Origin of the sequence: Actinophytocola sp., from assembly GCF_035634895.1 — a bacterium.
Lineage (GTDB): Bacteria > Actinomycetota > Actinomycetes > Mycobacteriales > Pseudonocardiaceae > Actinophytocola.
This window is the reverse complement of sequence record NZ_DASQCC010000129.1, coordinates 22505-42738: the sequence shown is the minus strand read 5'-3', so window position 1 is coordinate 42738 and position 20234 is coordinate 22505. Positions and strand designations below refer to the sequence as shown.

At 70.1% G+C, this 20234-nt stretch carries 22 protein-coding genes; 14 read left to right on the top strand and 8 right to left on the bottom strand.

Annotated elements, in window-relative coordinates:
- The first annotated feature begins 28 nt into the window (after positions 1 to 28).
- The 3 genes from VET29_RS19020 to VET29_RS19010 all read left to right on the top strand — a co-directional run bounded on the left by VET29_RS19020 (position 29) and on the right by VET29_RS19010 (position 3459).
- Positions 29 to 502: a nuclear transport factor 2 family protein gene (locus tag VET29_RS19020; RefSeq protein ID WP_324922139.1), complete on the top strand. Its 474-nt coding sequence runs from the start codon at positions 29 to 31 to the stop codon at positions 500 to 502.
- Positions 503 to 534: 32 nt separating this feature from the next.
- Complete coding sequence (locus tag VET29_RS19015) at positions 535 to 1143, top strand: TetR/AcrR family transcriptional regulator (protein ID WP_324922137.1); 609 nt, start codon at positions 535 to 537, stop codon at positions 1141 to 1143.
- A 279-nt stretch (positions 1144 to 1422) separates the two neighbouring features.
- A complete protein-coding gene (locus VET29_RS19010) occupies positions 1423 to 3459 on the top strand; it encodes a phosphocholine-specific phospholipase C (RefSeq protein WP_324922135.1) in 2037 nt (678 codons plus the stop codon).
- A 91-nt stretch (positions 3460 to 3550) separates the two neighbouring features.
- On the opposite strand, the gene VET29_RS19005 is transcribed toward VET29_RS19010, so the two are convergent.
- Both VET29_RS19005 and VET29_RS19000 read right to left on the bottom strand, forming a co-directional pair.
- Complete coding sequence (locus VET29_RS19005) at positions 3551 to 4117, bottom strand: GNAT family N-acetyltransferase (RefSeq protein WP_324922133.1); 567 nt, start codon at positions 4115 to 4117, stop codon at positions 3551 to 3553.
- Positions 4107 to 4691, bottom strand: coding sequence for a hypothetical protein (locus VET29_RS19000; protein WP_324922131.1), 585 nt, complete (start codon positions 4689 to 4691; stop codon positions 4107 to 4109). Before VET29_RS19000 ends, VET29_RS19005 begins: the two co-directional genes overlap by 11 nt.
- 163 nt (positions 4692 to 4854) lie before the next feature.
- Here VET29_RS19000 and VET29_RS18995 point away from each other — a divergent pair, with 163 nt between their 5' ends.
- From VET29_RS18995 to VET29_RS18965, 7 genes are all read left to right on the top strand, one after another.
- Entirely contained in the window at positions 4855 to 5721 is an 867-nt protein-coding gene (locus VET29_RS18995; RefSeq protein WP_324922129.1) for an MOSC domain-containing protein, read from the top strand.
- Positions 5722 to 5744: 23 nt separating this feature from the next.
- Complete coding sequence (locus VET29_RS18990; RefSeq protein ID WP_324922127.1) at positions 5745 to 6740, top strand: winged helix-turn-helix domain-containing protein; 996 nt, start codon at positions 5745 to 5747, stop codon at positions 6738 to 6740.
- A 235-nt stretch (positions 6741 to 6975) separates the two neighbouring features.
- A complete protein-coding gene (locus VET29_RS18985; RefSeq protein ID WP_324922125.1) occupies positions 6976 to 7413 on the top strand; it encodes a peptidase inhibitor family I36 protein in 438 nt (145 codons plus the stop codon).
- A gap of 128 nt (positions 7414 to 7541) precedes the next feature.
- Positions 7542 to 8426, top strand: a complete 885-nt coding sequence (locus VET29_RS18980) for a hypothetical protein (RefSeq protein ID WP_324922123.1) — start codon at positions 7542 to 7544, stop codon at positions 8424 to 8426.
- A 133-nt stretch (positions 8427 to 8559) separates the two neighbouring features.
- Complete coding sequence (locus tag VET29_RS18975; protein WP_324922121.1) at positions 8560 to 9810, top strand: serine hydrolase domain-containing protein; 1251 nt, start codon at positions 8560 to 8562, stop codon at positions 9808 to 9810.
- A gap of 133 nt (positions 9811 to 9943) precedes the next feature.
- Entirely contained in the window at positions 9944 to 11023 is a 1080-nt protein-coding gene (locus VET29_RS18970) for a HAMP domain-containing sensor histidine kinase (RefSeq protein WP_324922118.1), read from the top strand.
- Positions 11024 to 11181: 158 nt separating this feature from the next.
- Entirely contained in the window at positions 11182 to 11877 is a 696-nt protein-coding gene (locus VET29_RS18965; protein ID WP_324922116.1) for a hypothetical protein, read from the top strand.
- Here VET29_RS18965 and VET29_RS18960 read toward each other — a convergent pair.
- On the bottom strand, positions 11863 to 13089 hold the full coding sequence (locus VET29_RS18960; RefSeq protein WP_324922114.1) for a glycosyltransferase family 87 protein: 1227 nt from the start codon (positions 13087 to 13089) through the stop codon (positions 11863 to 11865). The two genes, VET29_RS18965 and VET29_RS18960, sit on opposite strands and share 15 nt — an antisense overlap.
- A 209-nt stretch (positions 13090 to 13298) precedes the next feature.
- Between VET29_RS18960 and VET29_RS18955 the strand changes: the two genes are divergently transcribed.
- Positions 13299 to 13694 (top strand): Ig domain-containing protein, encoded by a 396-nt coding sequence (locus tag VET29_RS18955; RefSeq protein WP_324922112.1) that lies wholly within the window; start codon positions 13299 to 13301, stop codon positions 13692 to 13694.
- A gap of 81 nt (positions 13695 to 13775) precedes the next feature.
- On the opposite strand, the gene VET29_RS18950 is transcribed toward VET29_RS18955, so the two are convergent.
- A complete protein-coding gene (locus VET29_RS18950) occupies positions 13776 to 14351 on the bottom strand; it encodes a TetR/AcrR family transcriptional regulator (protein ID WP_324922110.1) in 576 nt (191 codons plus the stop codon).
- An 87-nt stretch (positions 14352 to 14438) separates the two neighbouring features.
- Here VET29_RS18950 and VET29_RS18945 point away from each other — a divergent pair, with 87 nt between their 5' ends.
- Complete coding sequence (locus VET29_RS18945) at positions 14439 to 15323, top strand: NAD(P)H-binding protein (protein ID WP_324922107.1); 885 nt, start codon at positions 14439 to 14441, stop codon at positions 15321 to 15323.
- 132 nt (positions 15324 to 15455) lie between these two features.
- A complete protein-coding gene (locus tag VET29_RS18940) occupies positions 15456 to 15914 on the top strand; it encodes an RDD family protein (protein ID WP_324922105.1) in 459 nt (152 codons plus the stop codon).
- Here VET29_RS18940 and VET29_RS18935 read toward each other — a convergent pair.
- The 4 genes from VET29_RS18935 to VET29_RS18920 form a co-directional block, all read right to left on the bottom strand.
- Positions 15907 to 16560: a response regulator transcription factor gene (locus VET29_RS18935; RefSeq protein WP_324922103.1), complete on the bottom strand. Its 654-nt coding sequence runs from the start codon at positions 16558 to 16560 to the stop codon at positions 15907 to 15909. The two genes, VET29_RS18940 and VET29_RS18935, sit on opposite strands and share 8 nt — an antisense overlap.
- A complete protein-coding gene (locus tag VET29_RS18930; RefSeq protein WP_324922100.1) occupies positions 16560 to 17726 on the bottom strand; it encodes a sensor histidine kinase in 1167 nt (388 codons plus the stop codon). The genes VET29_RS18935 and VET29_RS18930 overlap by 1 nt, the downstream gene beginning before the upstream one ends.
- Before the next feature lie 20 nt (positions 17727 to 17746).
- The gene (locus tag VET29_RS18925) at positions 17747 to 18187 is read right to left on the bottom strand and encodes a hypothetical protein (RefSeq protein WP_324922096.1); all 441 of its coding nucleotides are present in this window, start codon (positions 18185 to 18187) and stop codon (positions 17747 to 17749) included.
- Positions 18188 to 18305: 118 nt separating this feature from the next.
- Positions 18306 to 19028, bottom strand: coding sequence for a TetR/AcrR family transcriptional regulator (locus VET29_RS18920; RefSeq protein ID WP_324922094.1), 723 nt, complete (start codon positions 19026 to 19028; stop codon positions 18306 to 18308).
- Between the two features lie 81 nt (positions 19029 to 19109).
- Between VET29_RS18920 and VET29_RS18915 the strand changes: the two genes are divergently transcribed.
- On the top strand, positions 19110 to 20234 hold the full coding sequence (locus tag VET29_RS18915; protein ID WP_324922092.1) for an NAD(P)/FAD-dependent oxidoreductase: 1125 nt from the start codon (positions 19110 to 19112) through the stop codon (positions 20232 to 20234).

The window sequence follows — 20234 nt, the reverse complement described above, 5'->3', positions numbered from 1 at the left end:
GGTAGTCGTATAAAAATGGAGAGGGCTCATGACCGTGCTCGCTGATCGTGCCGATCTCATCGAACTGTTCGGCCGGTATGCCGACATAGCGGACCAGAAGGAGTTCACGACGCTGCCCCGCCTCGTCCTCGCCGACCCGATCACGCTCGACTTCGAGGCCGTCGCCGGCATTCCGCCGATGACCGTGCCGCTCGACGGCTACGTCGAGGCCCTCCGCGGTGCCTTCGCGCCCTACACGGCGACCCACCACGTCATCACCGGCCACGTCATCGACGTCGACGGTGACAGCGCGACGCTCCACGCCCACGTCCGTGCCGAACACTGGGTCCCGGACGAGCTCGCCGCCGGCGGCCCCAACCGCTGGCTGGTGGTCGGCTTCTACGACAACGAGGCGGTCCGCACGGCGGAGGGCTGGCGCCTCAGCCGCGTGCGGCTCACCCCGACCTACCAGGAGCACCCGCACCTGTCGAGCACCGCCCTGGCCGCGGCGCAGGCACGCTAGTGCGGCCGCGATGACGGGAGGAGGATGTTCGGATGCCGCGGATCCGGGGAGCCAGCATCGGGGAGCACCACGAGATGGTGTGGGCCGACCTCGCCGAGGCACTGCGGCAGCTGCTGCTCGAACGCGACTACCACTCGATCAACATGGGCCACATCGCGGCCAGGGCCGGCCTCGCACGCAACACGCTGTACAACTACGCCAGCGACAAGAGCGCGCTGGTCCTGGCGCTGGCCCAGCGAGCGAGCCGGCCCGCGGTCGAGCGGGTTGCCGCGATCGCCGCGCGGTCCCCGGACCCGGCCGCGCAGCGGCTGCGGGAGATCATCGAGGCGTTCCTGACGGCGTCCACGGACCAGGCCATGCGGCTGATGTTCCGTCCGGACTCCGGCCTGCTGGTCGCCGAGCTGCCGAAGGGGCCGGCCAGCCCGTTCCACGCGATCGTGGTCGAGGTGGAGAACGTCGTCCGGGACGGCATCGCCCGCGGCGAGTTCCGCGACGTCGGTGACGTGCCGCTCGCGGTGGAGCTGCTGTCCGGCGTCATGCGCGCGGGCGCCGAACGCATCGGCCGGGACCCGGCCGCCTTCACGTCCACGGTCCACGCGACACGGGAGATCATCCTCGCGGCTCTGGCCCGCCAGGACTAGTGTCCCGCGCCGGGAATGCGGTGATCAAGTCGGTGGATCCGGGTTTCTGCTGGCAAGGCGCCGGTTCGCCCTCGTACTGGGTCGTACTTGGGCGGACCGGCAACGCCGCCAGCGGGAAGCTGGGCCGCCGAATTAGTTGCCTGATTTCCGGCGCGGGACACTAGCGCGGTGTCCCGGCCTCACCGTTGAGCTCGCCCGGGTTTGCTGAGAACATGATGTTCGTACCAGGTTCGCCTGCCCGCCACGGGCCCGTCACCGATGGCTGTTGGTGTATGCCCCATGTCAGAGACCACAGGGCTCAACCGCCGCAGGTTCTTGCAGCTGGCCGGCGCGACCGCGACATTCACCGCCTTGTCGGACAGCATCTCGGCGGCTGCCGCCGTGCCGGCCCACCGCCGTACCGGCACCATCCGCGACGTAGAACACATCGTGGTCCTGATGCAGGAGAACCGGTCGTTCGACCACTACTTCGGCGCGCTGCGCGGTGTCCGCGGCTTCGGTGACCCGCGCCCGGTGTCGTTGCCCAGCGGCAGGTCCGTGTGGCACCAGTCCGACGGCACGAGGGACGTCCTGCCGTTCCGTCCGGCCGCCGACGACCTCGGCCTGCAGTTCATCCAGGACCTCAACCACGACTGGCGGGGCGGCCAACTCGCCCTCAACGGCGGCCGGTACGACCAGTGGATCCCGGCCAAGACGCCGACCACCATGGCGTACCTGACCCGCGAGGACATCCCGTTCCACTACGCGCTCGCCGACGCCTTCACCGTCTGCGACGCCTACCACTGCTCGTTCATCGGCTCCACCGACCCGAACCGCTACTACCTCTGGACCGGCTACACCGGCAACGACGGCGCGGGCGGGGGACCGGTGCTCGGCAACGACGAGGCCGGCTACGGGTGGACCACCTACCCCGAACGTCTCGAGCGCGCGGGGGTGTCGTGGAAGATCTACCAGGACGTCGGTGACGGCCTGGACGCCAACGGTTCCTGGGGCTGGACCAACGACGCCTACATCGGCAACTACGGCGACAACTCGCTGCTGTACTTCAACTCCTATCGCGACGCGCAGCCGGGGAACCCGCTCTACGACAAGGCACGCACCGGCACCAACGCCAAGGCGGGCCAGGGTTTCTTCGACATCCTCGAAGCGGACGTGCGCGCGGACCGGCTGCCCCAGATCTCCTGGATCGCCGCGCCGGAGGCGTTCACCGAGCACCCGAACTGGCCAGCGAACTACGGCGCCTGGTACGTCGCGCAGGTGCTCGACGCGCTGACCAGCAACCCGGAGGTGTGGAGCAAGACGGCCCTGTTCATCACCTACGACGAGAACGACGGCTTCTTCGACCACGTCGTCCCGCCGATGCCGCCGCTCTCACCGGCGCACGGCAGGTCGACCGTCGAGGTGGGCCCCGACCTCTACCCGGGCGACGCGGGTCACGTGCCCGGCCCGTACGGGCTGGGGCAACGGGTGCCGATGCTGGTCGTGTCGCCGTGGAGCAAGGGCGGTTTCGTCTGCTCGGAGACCTTCGACCACACGTCGGTCATCCGGTTCATGGAACAACGCTTCGGCGTGCGCGAGCCGAACATCTCCCCGTGGCGCCGCGCCGTCTGCGGCGACCTCACCTCGGCGTTCGACTTCGGGCAAAGGGACCCACGTCCCGCGCGACTGCCCGGCACCGGTGGCTACGAGCCGCCCGACCGCGACCGCCACCCCGACTACGTGCCGCCGGTGCCCGCCGACCCGAAGCTGCCGGTGCAGGAACGCGGCCGGCGCCACACCAGACCCCTCGGGTACCGGCCGTTCGTGGACGCCCACGTGGCACGCTCGGCAGTCACGCTGACCTTCGGCACCGGCCCTGCGGCGGGCGGCGCGTTCCACGTCACGTCCGCGAACCGCACGGACGGCCCGTGGACGTACACCACCGAGGCGGGCAAGACGGTCACGGACACGTGGACCGGCCCGTACGACCTGACCGTGTTCGGCCCCAACGGTTTCCTCCGCGCGTTCGCGGGCACCGCGCCGGTGGCCGAGGTCACCGCCCGCCACGACGGCCGCCGGTCCGCACTGACCCTGACACTGCACAACACGTCGGACACGACGGTGAAACTGACCGTCACCAGCGCCTACGGCGGACAGCGGACGTACACCCTGCACCACAACGCGACGTTCACGCACACGATCGACCTCGACCACAGCGACCGCTGGTACGACGTGACCGTGACCTGCGACAAGGACCGGACGTTCCGCCGCCGGCTCGCCGGCCACGTCGAGAACGGCAGGCCCGGCCTGAGCGACCCGGCGATCCTCACCCACTGAACCCGGCCGGCACTGTCTTGTGTAGTCGTGAAGTCCTGACGACAGAAGGCATCGGCGAGGTTGACGGGGTTGCCGGATTCGGTCACCCCCGTCAACCAGGTGGCGTGACCGGGGACCACACGCCGAACCACTGCTCGGCGCCGAACTCCTCGAACCGCTCCACCTCGGTGAATCCCAGCTTCGCCGCGAGACGCACCGAGCGGTCGTTGGCGGTCTGGGTGCAGAGCACCACCGGCTCGCCGGGAAGCGCGCCGGCGAACCAGCCGAGCGCGGCCGCACACGCCTCGGCGGTGTACCCGAATCCCCACGCCGCCGGCAGGAACAGGTAACCCAGCTCGGCTTCCCCGGCATCCGGACCGAGGTGACCAGGACGCGCCGAGTCACGCCGATCGAGCGTGACCATGCCGATCATCGCTCCGTCGAGCTCGACCACGAAGAGGCCAGGCCGTCGCCCGGGCACCGCGGGCACGGAGCGCTCAAGCTCGGCACGCGGCCGAGGGCCACCGAGGTAGGTCCCCACCTCGGGCGAGGCGAACAACTCGATGACCGCCGCACGGTCCCGCGCCTCTGGCTCACGGAGCACGAGCCGTTCGGTCCTGATCGGCGCGGGTGGCCAGGCGACGGGGCCGAGGTTCGTGCCCGGTGCGTCAGCGGCCACGGCCCGGCCGGGTTCGGCATCCCGAGAGGTCCGGGGTGAGCCAGTCGCTCGTGGTGTCGTTGGCGAGGGGGCAGTAGGAGAGGCTGGCCAGGCACCAACTGTCCTCCTGCTTCCTCAGCAGCAGAACGATGTCGACGTCCGGGCGCCGGCTCGAGGTCAGCGTGGCGCTGGCGAGGCTGTTGGTGGCGTGCAGGGTTTCGTCGGAGACCTCCAGGACGGTGAGTTTGCCGGCCTGGAGTGCCGTGTTGGTCACGTTTTCGCGGATCGTGTCCGGAGTCAGTTCGTCGGCGTGGCAGAGGTACGACCTGAACGCGTGGACGTCGCTGCCGCTGATCGACTGGGCCACCACCTCCGCCGTGCCCCGTGGGGAGCCGCGGGGGTCCGCCGGCTGGGACAGGTACACGATCGTGCCGGCGGTCGCGGCCAACACCACGGCCAGGCCGCCGAGCTTCCACCACAGGGAGAGCGGTTCCGGCCGCTTCAACGCCGGCCGCACACCCGGCGTGAGCGGGACGTGGCCAGGCGGTATCGCGAGCTCCTCGGGTTCGTCGGGCTCGTCCGCCGGTCGTGACATCTTCGGGCTCATCAGCCGCTGACCCCCATCGTCGCGCGTCGATTCTGGCGGACGGTGGGCAGCGGCGTCCAGCGGAACAATCCGTTGTCCGCCAGGGAACATGGAGTTCCGAGTTGGCGTCACGGCCTTCTGCCGTCCGGGCCGCGCGGGTACTTTTGGTCGTGTGGCGTGCGTTTCCGCGTTGACGTGTTATCCCGTCAAGGGTTGTGCCGGGGTCACGCTGGATCAGGCCGAGGTCACCATGACCGGGTTGCCGGGGGATCGCCTGTTCGCCATCGTCGGCCCGGACGGGGCGATGGTGTGGCAGGGAGCGGTGCCGCGGATGGCGACGATCCGGGCCGGGTACACCGGAACGACGCTCCTCCTGGGCGCTCCGGACGCGGACGACCTGACCGTGGAGGTCGTCACGGACGCGGCCCGATCCGTCGACGTCGATGTCGAGAAGTGGCCCGGGGCCGGCATCGACCAGGGTGACGACGCCGCGAGGTGGCTGGGTGACGTGCTGGGCAGGCCCGCCCGGCTCGTCCGTGAACCGGCCAGGGCCGTGCGTGCCCGCCGTCCCGACCCCACCGCGCTGCTGATCGTCTCCAAGTCCTCCCTGGACTCCCTCAACGCCCGCATTCGCCGCCGTGGCGCCAATGCGGTGCCGATGACCCGGTTCCGCCCCAACATCGTCATCACCGGCTGGCCCGACCCGCACACCGAGGACCGCGTGCACCGCATGACCGTCGGCACCACCGGCATCGGCTTCGGTGAACGCGCCATCCGCTGCGCGATGACCATGACCGACCAGGCCACCGGACACCGCCGCGGCCCCGAACCGCTGCGCACCCTCGCCGACTACCGTCGCGAACCCGACGGCGTCAGCTTCGGCCTCAAGGCCACCGTCCTCACGCCCGGCCACATCGCCATCGACGACCCCGTAACCGTCACCGCCTGGCGTGTCCCCACCGGCTCGACCTCCTCGGAAGTCACACCGGCGACACAACCACCATCCACAAAGGACGAACAAACCGGCGCGCCGACATAACCAAGCACTACCAGGGGGGCCTGATGACGTTGCGGCTGGTGTTCGGGGCCGAAGACCTGCGGAGAATCCGGTTCGCCGAGGATGTCGATCTCATGTGGGAGTTGGTGCTGGGTCTACAGATGGCGCAGGGCGCCTCGGGAGATCTGCCGTTCATGGCGTGGCGACAACAGCTCACTCGCCGGATCGCGGTCGACCGCGCATCCTGGGACGCGGTGGCATCGTTGCGGTCGCTGGTGGCCGCGTCCGGAGACTTCCCGGACTTCCTGACTCCGCTACAGGGTGCCTCGCACATCGACAGGGCATGCGAACTGCTGTCGGGCGTGTCGCCCGCGCACCTGCGAGCGGATGTGGTCGCCGCGTTCAACCGACGAGCTCCCTCGCCGCAGGCCCGGTCACTGGCCTGCGGTGACCGCCGGTCATTTCGGGACCTCGTCAAGGCAACCCGGATCGCGCACCACCTGCTGGTCGAACCCGCGTGGCGGCACATCGAGGAACGGGTGGCCGCTGAACGGACCAGGCGGCTCAGGTTGTGGTCCACGCAGGGGGTGGACGCCATGCTGCGCAGCCTGCCGGGCGTGCTGAGCTGGGATGACCGTGTGCTGCGGACCCGGTACCCCGTGACTCGGACCGTGCGGTTGAACGGACGTGGCATCATCCTGATACCCGCGTTCTTCTGTTGGGGAAACCCGATCACCTGGATCGACCCCGCCCTGCCACCCGTGCTCGTGTACCAGGCCCACCAACGCGCGGACCCGATCGACGGACACGTGGATGTGCCCGTCGGCCTGGTGGCCCTCCTCGGCCGCACCCGCGCGGAGAGCCTGCGGGCACTACTGGAATCCCGCAGCACCAGCGAGCTGGCCCAACACCTCGGCACGTCGGTCGGCACCGCCAGCAAACAGACCACCGTGCTCCGCAACGCCGGCCTGATCACCAGCACTCGAGTCGCCGGTAGCGTCCTCCACCGCACGACCGCTCTCGGGAACTCGTTGTTGATAAGCACTCTGCCGCGTTCGTGACCCAACGGTTTTCGCCTGAGCGAAAAGGGTCCCGCGCCGATGGTCCTGACCCGGTACGCTTCCCATTGCCGAGTCGCCGGCTCAGGATAGATTCCCTATAAAACTTGCCGGCGGCGGAGTGTCTCAAACATTCGGGCCTAGCCGACACCATTGCCCAATCGGACCCACTCCTCATCGGAACGCGTGGCTTCGTGGGCGGCTAATGGGGTGGCCAGGCTGATCGTGGGGAGAAAGTATGAAAATCCTGCGTACCCGAAGACTCGCAATTTTCGCGATAGCCATACTGACTGTGGCAGGGGTGGCCGTCAACGCGGCGCCGGCGTCCGCCGACTCGGGGTCGGGTCATTACCCATGCCTGTCCAACGACCTGTGCTACTGGTACAACAATGACTTCGACGGTGCGGCGGAAGGCGTGCCGGGTTCCGTACCCGACCTGGCAAACCCGGCGACCTTCTTCGAAGGTGCGCCGGGAGCCGATGGCGTCGGCACCCGGGTCTGGAACAATGCGGCGTCCGCCGCGAACTTCGACAGCGACTGTCGGTACAATATCTATTTCGACGAAAACTTCGGCGGCAGCTTCGTCACCTTGTTGCCTTTCCCGCAGAACGGCTACGCGTTGGGCAGTCTCGGTCCGCTGACCAATGAGAATCGATCGCAACTGTATTGTGTCTGAACGCGGAGCCCATAGACGATGATGCGCATTCTGTCGACCCAAGAGTGCGCATCTCGTATTCTGTCACCCTGGAGGAGACTGTGTATGCACGTCGTAGGGCAACAGTTAGGGCGGCAATCACCGTTGTCATGGCGATCCTGGTGACAGCCTGCTCGGCGACCGCCACAGGTTCCAGGCAGCCGGCCCGGTCCGAACCGATTCTGGCCCAAAGTAATTCATCGTTACCCATGCTTCCCATCGAGTCGTACATGTTCAGTGCCAAACAGACGAACTTCATCGACAAGGCTTTTTCCGATGTCACGCGTCAGTGCATGGCACGATTCGATCTTCCGTATGACAGCCAGCATCCGCCGGCCATCAACGTGCGGTTGCTCGACCGGCGCTATGGGGTGACGGACGCTCGCTCGGCGGCACGGTACGGCTATCACCTCCCCCCGGACAGTCCGCAGGCGGTGGCACAGGCTCAGTCGGAACGTCACCGGTCGTCCCCTCTCGGCCCCGACGAGCTGCGGGTGCTGTCGGGCCTGCGCTCAGGAGTGCCGGTCTCTCGGCCGTCGTCGCAGCGGGCAGGCTCCTATCGTGGTGTGCCGATCCCGGAGGGTGGCTGCTTCGGGGAGGCACGTCGCGCTCTCGACGAGAATGGCCCTGGGGAGGACTTCACGCTGGTCCACCAACTGAACGTGGAGTCGTTCAACCAGTCGGCAACAGCTCCGTCGGTGCGTGCCGCCGTCGGGCAATGGTCACGGTGCATGTCCGCGACCGGCTATTCCCACAGCGACCCGCTCGCCGCACTGGCTGCCTTCGACATCGGCACGGCCGCACCGAGCCAGCAGGAACTGCGTACCGCCGAGGCCGATGTGCGCTGCAAGTCACGAACACACCTCGTGGCTGCCTGGACCGCCGCGGAGGTCGCCATCCAGAACGAGTCGATTCGCGTCAACCATGCGGAGTTGACCCTGATCCGCGACCGGATGGACCGCCAGCTCCGCGCTGCCGGCTCGATCAACAGGTAGTGGGAAGAGACAGCACGTCCGTGTATCGCGGGCGTATCGAAAATCGCATACGGCGTGGCAACGGTCCTGGGGCTTCGGTGGGGGGATGGAGCACAGCGCGTCAGACGGTCGGTTCGTCGATCAGGAAGGGAGCGTGATCTTGGACCCGGACTCCGAACGTGGTGTCGGCCGGCGGCGGTTGCTCGGGTGGGGCGGTTTGGCGGCCGCCGGCGTGGTCGCGGCCGGTGCGCCGCTGGTGGGCGCGCGGCCAGGACACGCCGACCCGGCCTCGGCCGGCGCCGGCGTCCCGCCGGACACCCGGCCCGGTGGAGCCTATGACCGGTACGTGGCGGAACTGGCCGCCCAGGGCAGGTTCTCCGGGGTGGTGCTGCTGTCGCACCGGGGCCGGACCGTGCTGTCCCGCAGCTACGGGATGGCCGACAGGGAGAAGGGGATCCGCAACCACGAGGGCGTCGCGGTCAGCATCAGCTCGGCGGCCAAACCCTTCTGTGCGGTGGCGGTCCTGCAACTGGTGCAGCAGGGCGTGGTGAAGCTGACGGACACGGTGGGCACCTACCTGACGGGCTTCGCCCCCGAGATCGCCGATCAGGTGACCATCCACCACATGCTCGGTGACACCTCCGGGCTGGAGACCCCGGAGCAGGACCTGCAACGCGTCTTCCACAGCCGGGAGGAGGTGCACCAGTACAACGAGCAGTGGACCCGGCAGGCGCGGCTCGTGGCCGCCCCCGGCACGGGCACCAACGGCCACTCCGGCGCCAACTTCGGCATCCCCGTGCAGATCGTGGAGGCCGTGACCGGCATGACGTACTGGGACTACGTGGAGGAGAACATCTTCCGGCGGGCCGGCATGACCGGCTCGGCGTTCTACACCAGGCCCCAGTGGCTCACCGACGAGCACATCGCGCACTCGTACATGACGGTGGCCGACGGCAGCGAGGTGGACGCCGTCCGCAACCTGGACAAGGGCAGCCCGTACCCGTACGAGCTGGGCAAGAACCCGGGCCGGAGCTTCATCGACTACGACGGCTTCGCCACCGCGCCGGACCTGGTCCGGTTCGCACACGCGCTGTACGACGGCACGGTGCTCGACCGTCCCTACGGCGAGGTGCTCACCGCGGCCAAGATCCCTCATGCCGCGCAGGACCCGGGCGGCCGCCGGGCGAATTCCGCGGAGACGTCGTTCGGGGCCTACCTGATGGCGGTCGGCATCGTCAACGGGCAGTGGCTGTTCGGGCGCGCCGGCGTCAACCCCGGCAGCGCCGCCAGCTGGAACATCTATCCGGACACCGGCTGGGTGGGCGTCGTCCTCAGCAACAGCGACAGCACGCCGTTGCAGGACATCCTCCAGCGGGAGGTGCAGGCCGTCACCGGGCGGAGCTGACGGGCCGGCTCGGCGCCCACCGGACCGCGGTGGGCGCCGAGCGGTTCGCATATGCCGGCGATATGCCCTCCCGCCTAGGCTCCGGGGGTGCGCGTGTTGATGATCGCCACGGTGTCCGGCGCCGGCAGCGCTCGTGAATAGCCACCCGGGGCTCAGCGCCCGGCTGAAGCTCACCATCAGCTACGCAGGGTTCCTGCTCATCGCCGGTGCCGTCCTGATGGCGGTGGTATGGGTCTTCCTGCTGCTCAACGTGCCCGACAAGGACAAGGGCCTGCTCGGGCTCTCACCCAACCGGGACATCCTCCTGCGGGTCTTCGCCCCGCCCGCGGCCGCGGCACTGGGCTTCCTGCTCGTCTTCGGTCTCCTGGGAGGATGGCTCCTCGCCGGCCGGATGCTCGCACCACTCAACCGGATCGCGGCCGCGGCACGGATGGCCGCGAACGGGTCGCTGTCCCACCGGATTCGCATGGCGGGCCCCGAGGACGAGTTCCGCGAGCTCGCCGACGTGTTCGACGCCATGCTCGAACAACTCGAGTCGCACGTCGCCGAGCAGCGGAGGTTCGCCGCGAACGCCTCCCACGAACTGCGCACCCCGCTGGCGATCTCGCGGACCCTCCTCGACGTCGCCCGCAACGACCCCACGTGGGACCGGGATGCGCTCATCGACCGCCTGCACACCGTCAACACGCGGGCGATCGACCTCACCGAGGCCCTCCTGCTGCTCAGCCGCGGCGACCACGGGATCCTCACCCGCGAGGCCGTCGACCTCTCCCTCATCGCCGAGGAAGCCACCGAGACGCTGCTGCCCCTCGCCGAACGGCGCGGGGTCACGCTCGACGTCACCGGCGGGACGACACCGGCCGTCGGCTCGGCGGCGCTCCTGCTGCGGATGGTGACGAACCTTGTCCAGAACGCCATCGTCCACAATCTCCCCGCGGACGGCGCCGTCACCGTCCACACCGAACCGCTGCGCGACGCGAGCCTGCTGCGGGTCGAGAACACGGGCCGCCCGCTCCCGCCGGAGCTGGTGCCGACCCTCACCGAACCCTTCCAGCGTGGCACGGCACGCGCACGCACCGACGAGCACGCCGGCGTCGGCCTCGGGCTGGCCATCGTGGACAGCGTCGTCCGGGCGCACGGCGGAACCCTCGACCTCACACCCCGCCCCGCCGGCGGTCTGCTCGTCACGGTCCGGCTGCCCGGCAACCAGTGAGCGGACCCTCCGGCCACGGGTCGAGCAACTCCGCCGTTCCCTCTGCGTCGGCCGACAACCACCGCTAGCTTGAGCCTGGGTCCGTGTGTCGCGGACCGGAGGCCCCGGACCAGGTGTCGAGTCGACTCGCCGCCGGTGCCGGGAGAACAGGAGATCCGGTGTCCATGCAACCGCAGCCCAGCGGGTGGTCCCCACAGTTCCCGCCGCCGTCGCAGGGCGCCGGGACACCCACGCCGCCGAGCGGCGGTCGCGCGACCGTGGTCTTCGCCGCCGTCATCGGACTGGTCGTCGGCGCCGCCGTGGCGAGCGGCGCATGGTTGCTGTTCGGCGGTGACGGTGGCGCCGTCGGCGGCTCGTCGGTCGCCGTCTCGGCGCCGGCGCGGCTCGGCGACTACTACCGGTACCCGGACCTGCAGAAGGTGCGCGAGCGCAACGGCAAGAGCGGCGACATGTCGAAGGTGGTGGACCGCCAGGCCAAATGGGACAAGGAGAGCTCGGCCCGCCTGTCGGCGAGCCGTGACGGCGCGGGCGCGGTCGTGCAGCAGTACGGGAACGAGGAGCTCGACTCGATGTTCTCGCTGGAGGTCGTGCGTTCGCCGACCGCGTCGCCGCAGTACGTGGCCTACTCCGACCCCGAGTACCTCCACGTCGAGAAGCCCCCGGAGGAGATGGTCGAGTTCGGTCCGGTGTCGTGCGCGGTGCGGAACCTCACGTCGGGGGAGACGTTCGTGGCCACCTGCCTACGCACGAGCGAGGACCTGACCGTGACCGTCAGCCACGCGAACGGCGACCTCGTCAAGGATCCGCAAGCCGTCGCGGACGTGGTGAACGAGGCCTGGTCACAGCTCAGCTGACACGCCCGGCGGGGAGTCGCGGTCGCCGGCCGGGCCGGTCCGGTTCCCCCGGCGAGGAGCAAGACGCCACACCCGATGCGGCACCGCGGCGACGACGAGCACGGCCGCCGCGGCCCACACGTAGGCGTTTCCGGTCAGCAGGCGCCAGACGTGCCACGGCGCCTTCGGGTCCCACCACCAGTGTGGGGCGAGGACGAAGAGCAGCGTCCCGGCGGCGACCGCGGCGATCGCGGTCGCCCGCCGGGTGCGCCAGGCGAACACGGCGCCGGTCAGCAGGATCGGCACGATCCACACCCAGTGGTGCGAGTACGACACGGGGGAGACCAGCAGCGTGCCCAGCGCGTTGAGGCTCATCGCCCAGGTCGGCCAGCCCGCGGCGAACGCCCGTCGCATGCCGACGGCGGTCACGCCGAGCACCACGACCGCGAGCAGTGGCCAAAGCACCTTCGGGTCCACCCCGAACCGCACCAGCAACACCTTGACCGACTGGTTCATCTCGTTGGACATGCCGCGGAACTGGGAGGAGAAGAACGCCTCGTGCGTCCAGAACCGCACGGAGTTGGACCAGCTCACCAGGAACCCGACGGCCGTCGCGCACAGGAACGACACGCCGGCGGTGACCGCGGCCCGGCGGTCGCCGCGCAGTAGGAAGAACAACACGAAGACCGCGGGCGTCAGCTTCACCGCCGCGGCGACGCCCACCAGCGCGCCGCGCGGCCAGCGTGGGGAGCGGACCAGGCAGTCCGCCACGACCAGCACCATCAAGAACGCGTTGACCTGGCCGAAGTACAGCGTCTCGCGCACCGGCTCCAGGGCCAGCGACACCGGCAGCAGCGCGCCGACCAGCAGTGCGGTGGGGCGCACCTCCAGCGCGCGGAGCACCAGCACGAGCACGAGCGCCAACGCCGCGATCGTGACGAGCGCGAAGACCGCGCTGGCCAGCCAGAAAGGCACGACGGCGAACGGCGTCAGCACGACGACCGCGAACGGCGGGTAGATGTAGGGCAGCTCCCAACCGTTCCGCAGCGTCGGCAGCTTCCCGTACAGGTCACCGCCCCGCCACCACACGTCCACGGCGACCCGGTAGACGTCGAGATCCATGCGGTAGGCGCTGCCGAGCACCCCGTCCCGGAAGGACAACAGGATCCACGCGACCACGGCGGCGTTGACCACGACCAGACCGGCGAGAGCAGCCTTTCGTACCGCGACCAACTTCGCTTCCTCCCGGTGCCGTGATCAACTGACGGCCAGCATCATCGCAAGCCGGTCCCCGACATCATGACCCGGCGCCCACGACGTACGACGTGAGCGCGTCTTGGTTGTACAGGTGGTGGCTCTACCGGCTCATTCCGGTAGGCCGTGCAACGCAACCACGGTCCGAACGGTTTTCGTGCCGGGCCCGGCGGCCCAAGATAGCCGTCATGGACAGACTTTCCCTTATCCGGCGACCAGCCGGACTACTCGTGGCCGTCGTCGTGGCACTCACCATGGCCGTGGTCACCACGACCTCGGCCGCCGCCCAGCCTACGCAGGTCACCACCGTCAGCGCGGTCACCGTTGCCAACCCGGGCAACCAGCGGCTCGTCGAGTTCGATCCGGTCGCGCTCCAGCTGACCGCGACGGGCGGCGCCTCGCCGTACACGTGGTCGGCGACCGGGCTGAGCACGTGGCTGAGCATCAACCCGTCGACGGGCCTGATCTCCGGCATCGCGACGGCCGGCCTCTACACCGTGACGGTCACCGCACGGGACACGGCCGGTTCGGCCGGCAGCGTCACCTTCACCATCTGGGTCCCCCGGGAGTGCCGCACCTGCTGAGGCGTGGGCCGCGCGTAGCTGGTCCCGACAGACGCCACGGACGTTCGACGGCTCCCGGTTCGCCGCCGGGAGCCCGCGAACCTACCCGCGGTACCTGAGGCCGTCGACGATGACGCGGATGCCGCGGCCTCGCGAGGCGGGTGACGGGAGGCGCTGCTCGATGGTGAGGACGCCGGCGATGATCGCGTGCAGTTCGTCGATGTCGATGTCGGGACGGACGGCGCCGTCTTCCTGCGCACGGTGAAGCAGGACGCGCATGTTGGCGGTGAGGCGAATTCCGGCTTCGCGGGCCGCGTCGCTGATCTCGTCGGGTGTGGTGAAGACCGCGGCGAGGGCGAGGTGGTCGTGGGCCGCGTCGACGAGCCGGTCGAAGAACGTGAAGAACGCGGCACCCGCGTCGGTCGCGCCGGCCAGATCCGCTGCCGCGTCGGCCAGTGACCCCAGGCTGTCCGCGATGACGGCCGCGAGAAGTGCCCGTTTGGTGGGAAAGTGCCGGTGTAGCGTGCCCGGCCCGAGCCCGGCGCGCCGGGCGATCTCATCGAGACTGACCGAAGGCCCCTCGGTCGCGAACGCCTCGCGGGCGGCGGTGAGCACGCGCTCCCGGTTGCGGAGCGCGTCCGCGCGAGGGTGGCGGCGTGGTGCGGCCTGTTCAGGCATGGTTCAGCTCCGTACGTGACAAGCGGGGCGTGCGCCCCGTATAGTCCCGTCCTATCCGGGGCGCACGCCCCACTTTACCGGACCTTCGTGAGGGCACACATGATCGTCGTGACCGGCGCCAACGGCAGCTTCGGCCGCCGTGTGGCGCAGCGACTTCTGACCACCGTCCCCGCCGGCGGGATCGTCGCCAGCGTACGACGGCCGTCGGCGGCCGCCGACCTCGCCGGGCAGGGGGTGACCGTCCGCCACGGGGACTTCGACGAGCCCGCCACCCTGACCGAGGCGTTGGCCGGCGCGGGCACGGTCCTGCTCAACGCGACCAACTACGGCACCCCGCCTCGGGAACGCGCCCGCCAGCAGGAGGCCGTCATCCAGGGCGCGGTCTCCGCGGGTGCCCGCCGCGTCGTGTTCACGAGCTGGTCCCGCCTGGAGGCGTATCGCCCCGAACGGGTCGAGGACTACGCGCGGACCGAACAGGCTTTGGCCACCTGCGGACTGCGGTGGACCGTCCTGCGCCAGACCTACGGGCTGGCGGCCGCCCTCGCCCGCGACGTGCGGATCGCCCTCACCGCGGGCGTGCTGGCGGCGCCGGCCGGCGCCGCGCGTACCACCCCGGCGGCGCTCGACGACCTCGCCGACGCCACCGCGGCCGTGCTCGCCTCGGATGGTCACGACGGCGCCACCTACGAGCTGACCGGCCCGGACGCCATCGACTGGAACGACCTGGCGGCACTGGCATCCCGCCTGACGGGCGGACAGGTCGCCTACCGCCCGACGCCGGACGCGGAGTTCCGCGCCGCATCGGTCGAAGGCGGCTTCCCTGAGGCCGCCGTGCAGGAGCTCCTCGAGCTGTACGCCGCGTTCCGTGCCGGCTGGGCGGCCACGCCGAGCGAGGACCTGACCCGCCTGCTGGGGCGTCCCGCGACCCCCTCACTGGAGGCGGTGCGACGAGTCGTGCGGGACGTCGCGTGAGCTGAGGATGGGGACCCCGGTAGCGGACCGGCCGCCGCGCACGACGTCGATCGCGGTGCTGATTTTCCCAGCCGGGAAAGGGTTCCTCCGCTCGTCGAGCGGGGATCGCCGTTGTTCGGGATCATTTTCGTTGTGACCGTGACGACGGATGCCCGTACCGGGGTGGTGGTGCGCCGGTACGTTCAGTACGCACTGGACCTGGTGCTCGTGGTTCTCCTGTCCGTGCTGGTCTTCGCGCTCGTCCTGGGCGCCGCGATCCTGGTGTCGAACGCCGGGGTGCACGGGATCTGGCTGGTGTACGTCCCGTTCGGGATCTGGGTTCTCACGATTTTCGCCGGGACCCTGTGGTCGGAGATCTGGTGGCCGCACAGGCGTGGCGGCGCCACGCCGGCGATGCGGTGGCTGGGACTGCGGATCGTCGCGATCGACGGTGGGACACCGTCGTTGCGCGACTACTTCGTGCGGTGGCTGATGATGGTCGTCGACGGGATGGCGTTCGGTCTGGTGGGCGCGGTGCTCATCGCGGCGACGCCGAGACATCAGCGGCTGGGGGACATGGTCGCGCGCACCGTGGTCGTCCGCGTCACCTGACGAGCTGGTGCTGCCAGGCCCAGATGGCGATCTCGGTGCGGTTGCGGGCGTTGACCTTGCCCTGCACGCTCGCCAGGTGGGACTTGACCGTGGACAGCGAGATGTGCAGCTCCGCGCAGATCTCGGCGTTGGTCTTCCCCGCGGCGACGGCGAGCACCACGTCCAGCTCCCTGGCGGTCAGCGACGCGGTGACCGGTTCCCGCGCGGGAGGGCCCGAAGTCCTGGTGAAATGGGCCAGCAGCCGCACGGTCACCGACGGCGAGACCATCGCCTCGCCCTTGGCCGCGGCACGCACGGCCTCGATGAGCAGTGCGGGGCCGGCGTCCTTGAGCAGAAAGCCGCACGCGCCTGCCAGCAGCGCGGCGTAGACGTTCTCGTCGATGTCGTACGTGGTCACGACAACCACGCGCAGCGGGTCCGGCACGTCGGCGCCGGCCAGCATCCGGGTCGCGCGGATCCCGTCGAGCACCGGCATCTTGAGGTCCATCAGTACGACGTCGGGCCGCAGCTTCCGCGCCAGGCGCACCGCCGCCTGCCCGTCCGCCGCCTCGCTGACGACCTCGATGTCCGGCTCCGCGTTGAGGATGAGCCGGAATCCCGTGCGCACCAGGGTCTGGTCGTCGGCCACCAGGACTCGGATCGGCATCAGACTCCTCTTGGGACAGTTGGGTCGAGCGGCAGCCGTGCGGAGACGAGCCACACGTCACCCGGCTGCGGCCCGGCCGTCAGCACACCGCCCAGCGCGGCGACCCGTTCGGTCATCCCGGTCAGCCCGTAGCCGGCCGGCCGGTGCGGGCCGGACGCCCCGTCGTTGCTGATCCGCAGCACCAGCTCGGCGTCCTCCCGGTGGGCCTGCACGGTGACCTCCGCCCGCGGCGCGTGCCGTCGCGCGTTGGTCGTGGCCTCCAGCACGACACGGTGGACGGTACTGGCGACGTCGGTCGGGACGGACAGGGAGCCGACATCGTCCACGGTGTCGACCGTGGCCTGTGGCGCGGCGGACCGGATCACGTCCCCGAGGCGGGAGCTGGGCAGCGGCACGGCGAAGTGGCTGTTCCTGAGCATTCCCACCAGTTTGCGCATCGCCGTGAGCGCCTCCGCGCCGGCCTGCTCGACGTCGACGTACACGTCCACCGGGTCCTCCGCGGCGATGCCCTGCCGCCCGCTGAGCGACCTGGCCGCCTGCACCCGCACGACGATCCCGCTGATGTAGTGCGTCACCAGGTCGTGGAGCTCACGGGCGAGCTCGAGCCGCTCGTTCGTGCGCACCTGCTCCACCTCCGCCTGGTGGCGGGCGTCGGCGTCCCGCAGGATCACCCCGATCGCCAGTGCCACGCCCCACATCAACGCGGCCGGCACCGCGAACAGTGCCATGGTCGAGCCGATGCCGAACCGCACCACGGGCGCGGCCACCACCGCCACCCCCGAGGCGGCGGCGAGCGAGGCCGCGTGCACGGGCGACAACCGCCGGCACACGGCACCGGTCATCAGTGCCGCGGCGAGGACCTCGGTCACGAACGGCTCGGGCGCCGCCGTGACACCGATCCCTTCGGCGACGACGGTCACCGTGGTGCTGAACAAGGACAGCCCGGCGACGGCGGCCCCGAGCAGTCCGATCCGGCCGGGGAACCGGCGTCTGAGCACCGCGAGCACCGCCGCCGCGGCCCCGACGGACGACAGCTGCGACAGCCACCCGTTGGCATGCGCGGTTCGCTGGAGTGCCAGCACGATGTCGACGGAGACCGCCACCCCGATGGCGACGATCTCCGCGACGAGGACACTGCGTCGTGCCGGCGGTCCGGCTGCGGTCATGATCTGATTCTCGCGTCCGCTCAGGCCTTCCGCTTGATGTAGGACTCCGACGGCGGCAGGTAGCTCAGCAGCGTGGCGAGGACCGCGACCCCGCACGCGACATAGCCTGCGACCGAGCCGCCCCTGGTCACGAACAGCGAGGCGACCTGAACCAGCGTGACGATGGTCAGGATCACCCGCGCCCAGTTGCGCCCGGCCTTGAGCCGGAACGCGAGCCACAGGTAGAACAACGCGATCACCACGGCGACGCCGACCGCGAGGGCCTGGCCCATGGTGGCCGCCTTCTGGACCTCGTCGTCGGTCATCCGCGTGTTCGCGCGACGGACGGCGTCGACGATCTCCTGCCGCGCCGAGAGGACGAACCCGGCCGCGGCCAGGGCTCCCACGGTGGAGACCAGGAAACCGAAGAACGCGGCGACGATGGTGCCGGGTGGGGTGAGTCTGCTCGCTGACGAAACCATGACCGAAGCCTATGGTGATACGTGGAACCCTTGCACGACAACGGAAATCCGGCTAGTACTTTCGGTCGACCCAACCTCGCGCGACACGCGCGCACCGGCGTCGCCCCGGCCGAAAGGACTACCTCCGGTCTCCGCCGGTGGCCGGTGCGGGGGCCGGCTGTCGAAGGGCCGCGATACCGGCCAGGAAGATGTCGACGCCGGCGAGGAACTGTTCGCGGTCGTCGTGCTCGCGCAGGTGTGTCGCCGCCTTGTTCAGGAAGGGGTAGCGGTCGGGGTCGAGGTTCGACCACTGTGCCGCGATGGAGTCCAGGAAGGCCGACCGGTCCGTGTCGCCGTCGGTGAGGACCCTGGCGTTCGCGGCGTTCTGCCCCGCGACGCCGAGGACGTAGTTCACGAGCGCGCCCGCGGCGTCGAAGAGCGCCTGCTCGGGGACGCCGAGTGCGTCGAGCAGGCTGCCGATGCTCTCGTAGATCTCCAGCAGTGCCGGGCGCCACGGTTCCCGGGAGAGGTGGGCGCCGACCCAGGGGTGCGCGTCGATCGCGTCGAACAGGCCCAGAGCGACGGTCCGCAGCGCCGCCCGCGGCTCCGCGTCGATGACCGCGCCGGCCATGACGCCGGCGATGACCTCCTCGGTGGCCGACGCCAGCAGGTCGCTCTTGTTCGCGACGTGGTGGTAGATCGCCCCGTAGCCGGTGTTCAGGCGCGCGGTGAGCACCCGGAACGTGAGCGCGTTCTCACCTTCCGTGTCGAGGATGTCGGTCGCGGCCCGGACGATCAGCTCCTTCGACAGCCCGTCCGTGCGCCGCGGGGTCCGCGGGGTCCTGTTCGTCACAGGCGTCATTGTGCCACGAGTGGATTGTCGATCCAAAGTCGTGCTAACTTTGGTTGGAGTGGCAATCCAACGAGTTCTGGGAGGAACACCATGACCGCACCCGTCACGATCATCGGCGCCGGCCTCGGCGGTCTCGTGCTGGCCCGCGTCCTGCACGTGCACGGCATCCCGGTCACGGTCTACGAGGCCGAGCCCTCGCCGGCCGCGCGCGGCCAGGGCGGGATGCTCGACATCCACCCGTGGAACGGCCAACCGGCGCTCGACGCGGCCGGCCTGACCGAGGGGTTTCGCGAGCTCATCCTGCCGGGCCGCGAGTCCTACCGGGTCCTCGACCGGTCGGGGACCGTCCTGCTCGACCTGCCCGACGACGGCACGGGCGAGCGGCCCGAGGTACAGCGCGGCGAGCTGCGGCGGCTGCTTCTCGACTCGCTGCCGCACGACGTCGTCCGGTGGGGGCACAAGGTCACCGGCATGCGTGCGGTCGGCGGGGGGCGCCACGAGGTGAGCCTGGCCGACGGCACCACCGTCGGCACGAGCCTGCTCGTCGGCGCGGACGGCGCGTGGTCACGGGTCCGCCCGCTGCTCTCCGCCGCCACCCCCACCTACGTCGGCGTCTCGAACGTCGAGACCTTCCTGTTCGACGGCGACACCCGTCATCCCGCCGCCGCGGACGTGGTCGGCAGCGGGTCGCTGTTCGCGCTCGAGCCGGGCCGGGGAATCCTGGCTCACCGGGAGAGCGGCGGGACCCTGCACACGTACACGCAGCTGCTGAAGCCGCGGGACTGGCTCGCCGACACCGACATCACCGACGCCGCGACCGTGACCGCGCGGGTCGTCGAGGAGTTCGACGGCTGGGCCCCCGAGCTCACCGCCCTGATCACCGACAGCGACACCCCGCCGGTGCTGCGCCGCCTCTTCACGCTGCCGGCCGCGCACCGCTGGGACCGTGTGCCGGGGGTGACCCTGCTCGGCGACGCCGCCCACCTCATGCCACCGAACGGCGAGGGTGCCAACCTGGCCATGCTGGACGGCGCCGAGCTCGGCCGGTCCATCGTCGCCCACCCGGACGACGTGGAGACCGCGTTCGCCGAGTTCGAACAGGCCATGTTCGCCCGCGCGGCCGCCGAAGCGGGAGACGACCTCTATCCGGTCATGTTCGGCGCCGACGCACCCCACAGCATGGTCGCCATGCTGAGCGGCGAGCTGGCCTCGTGA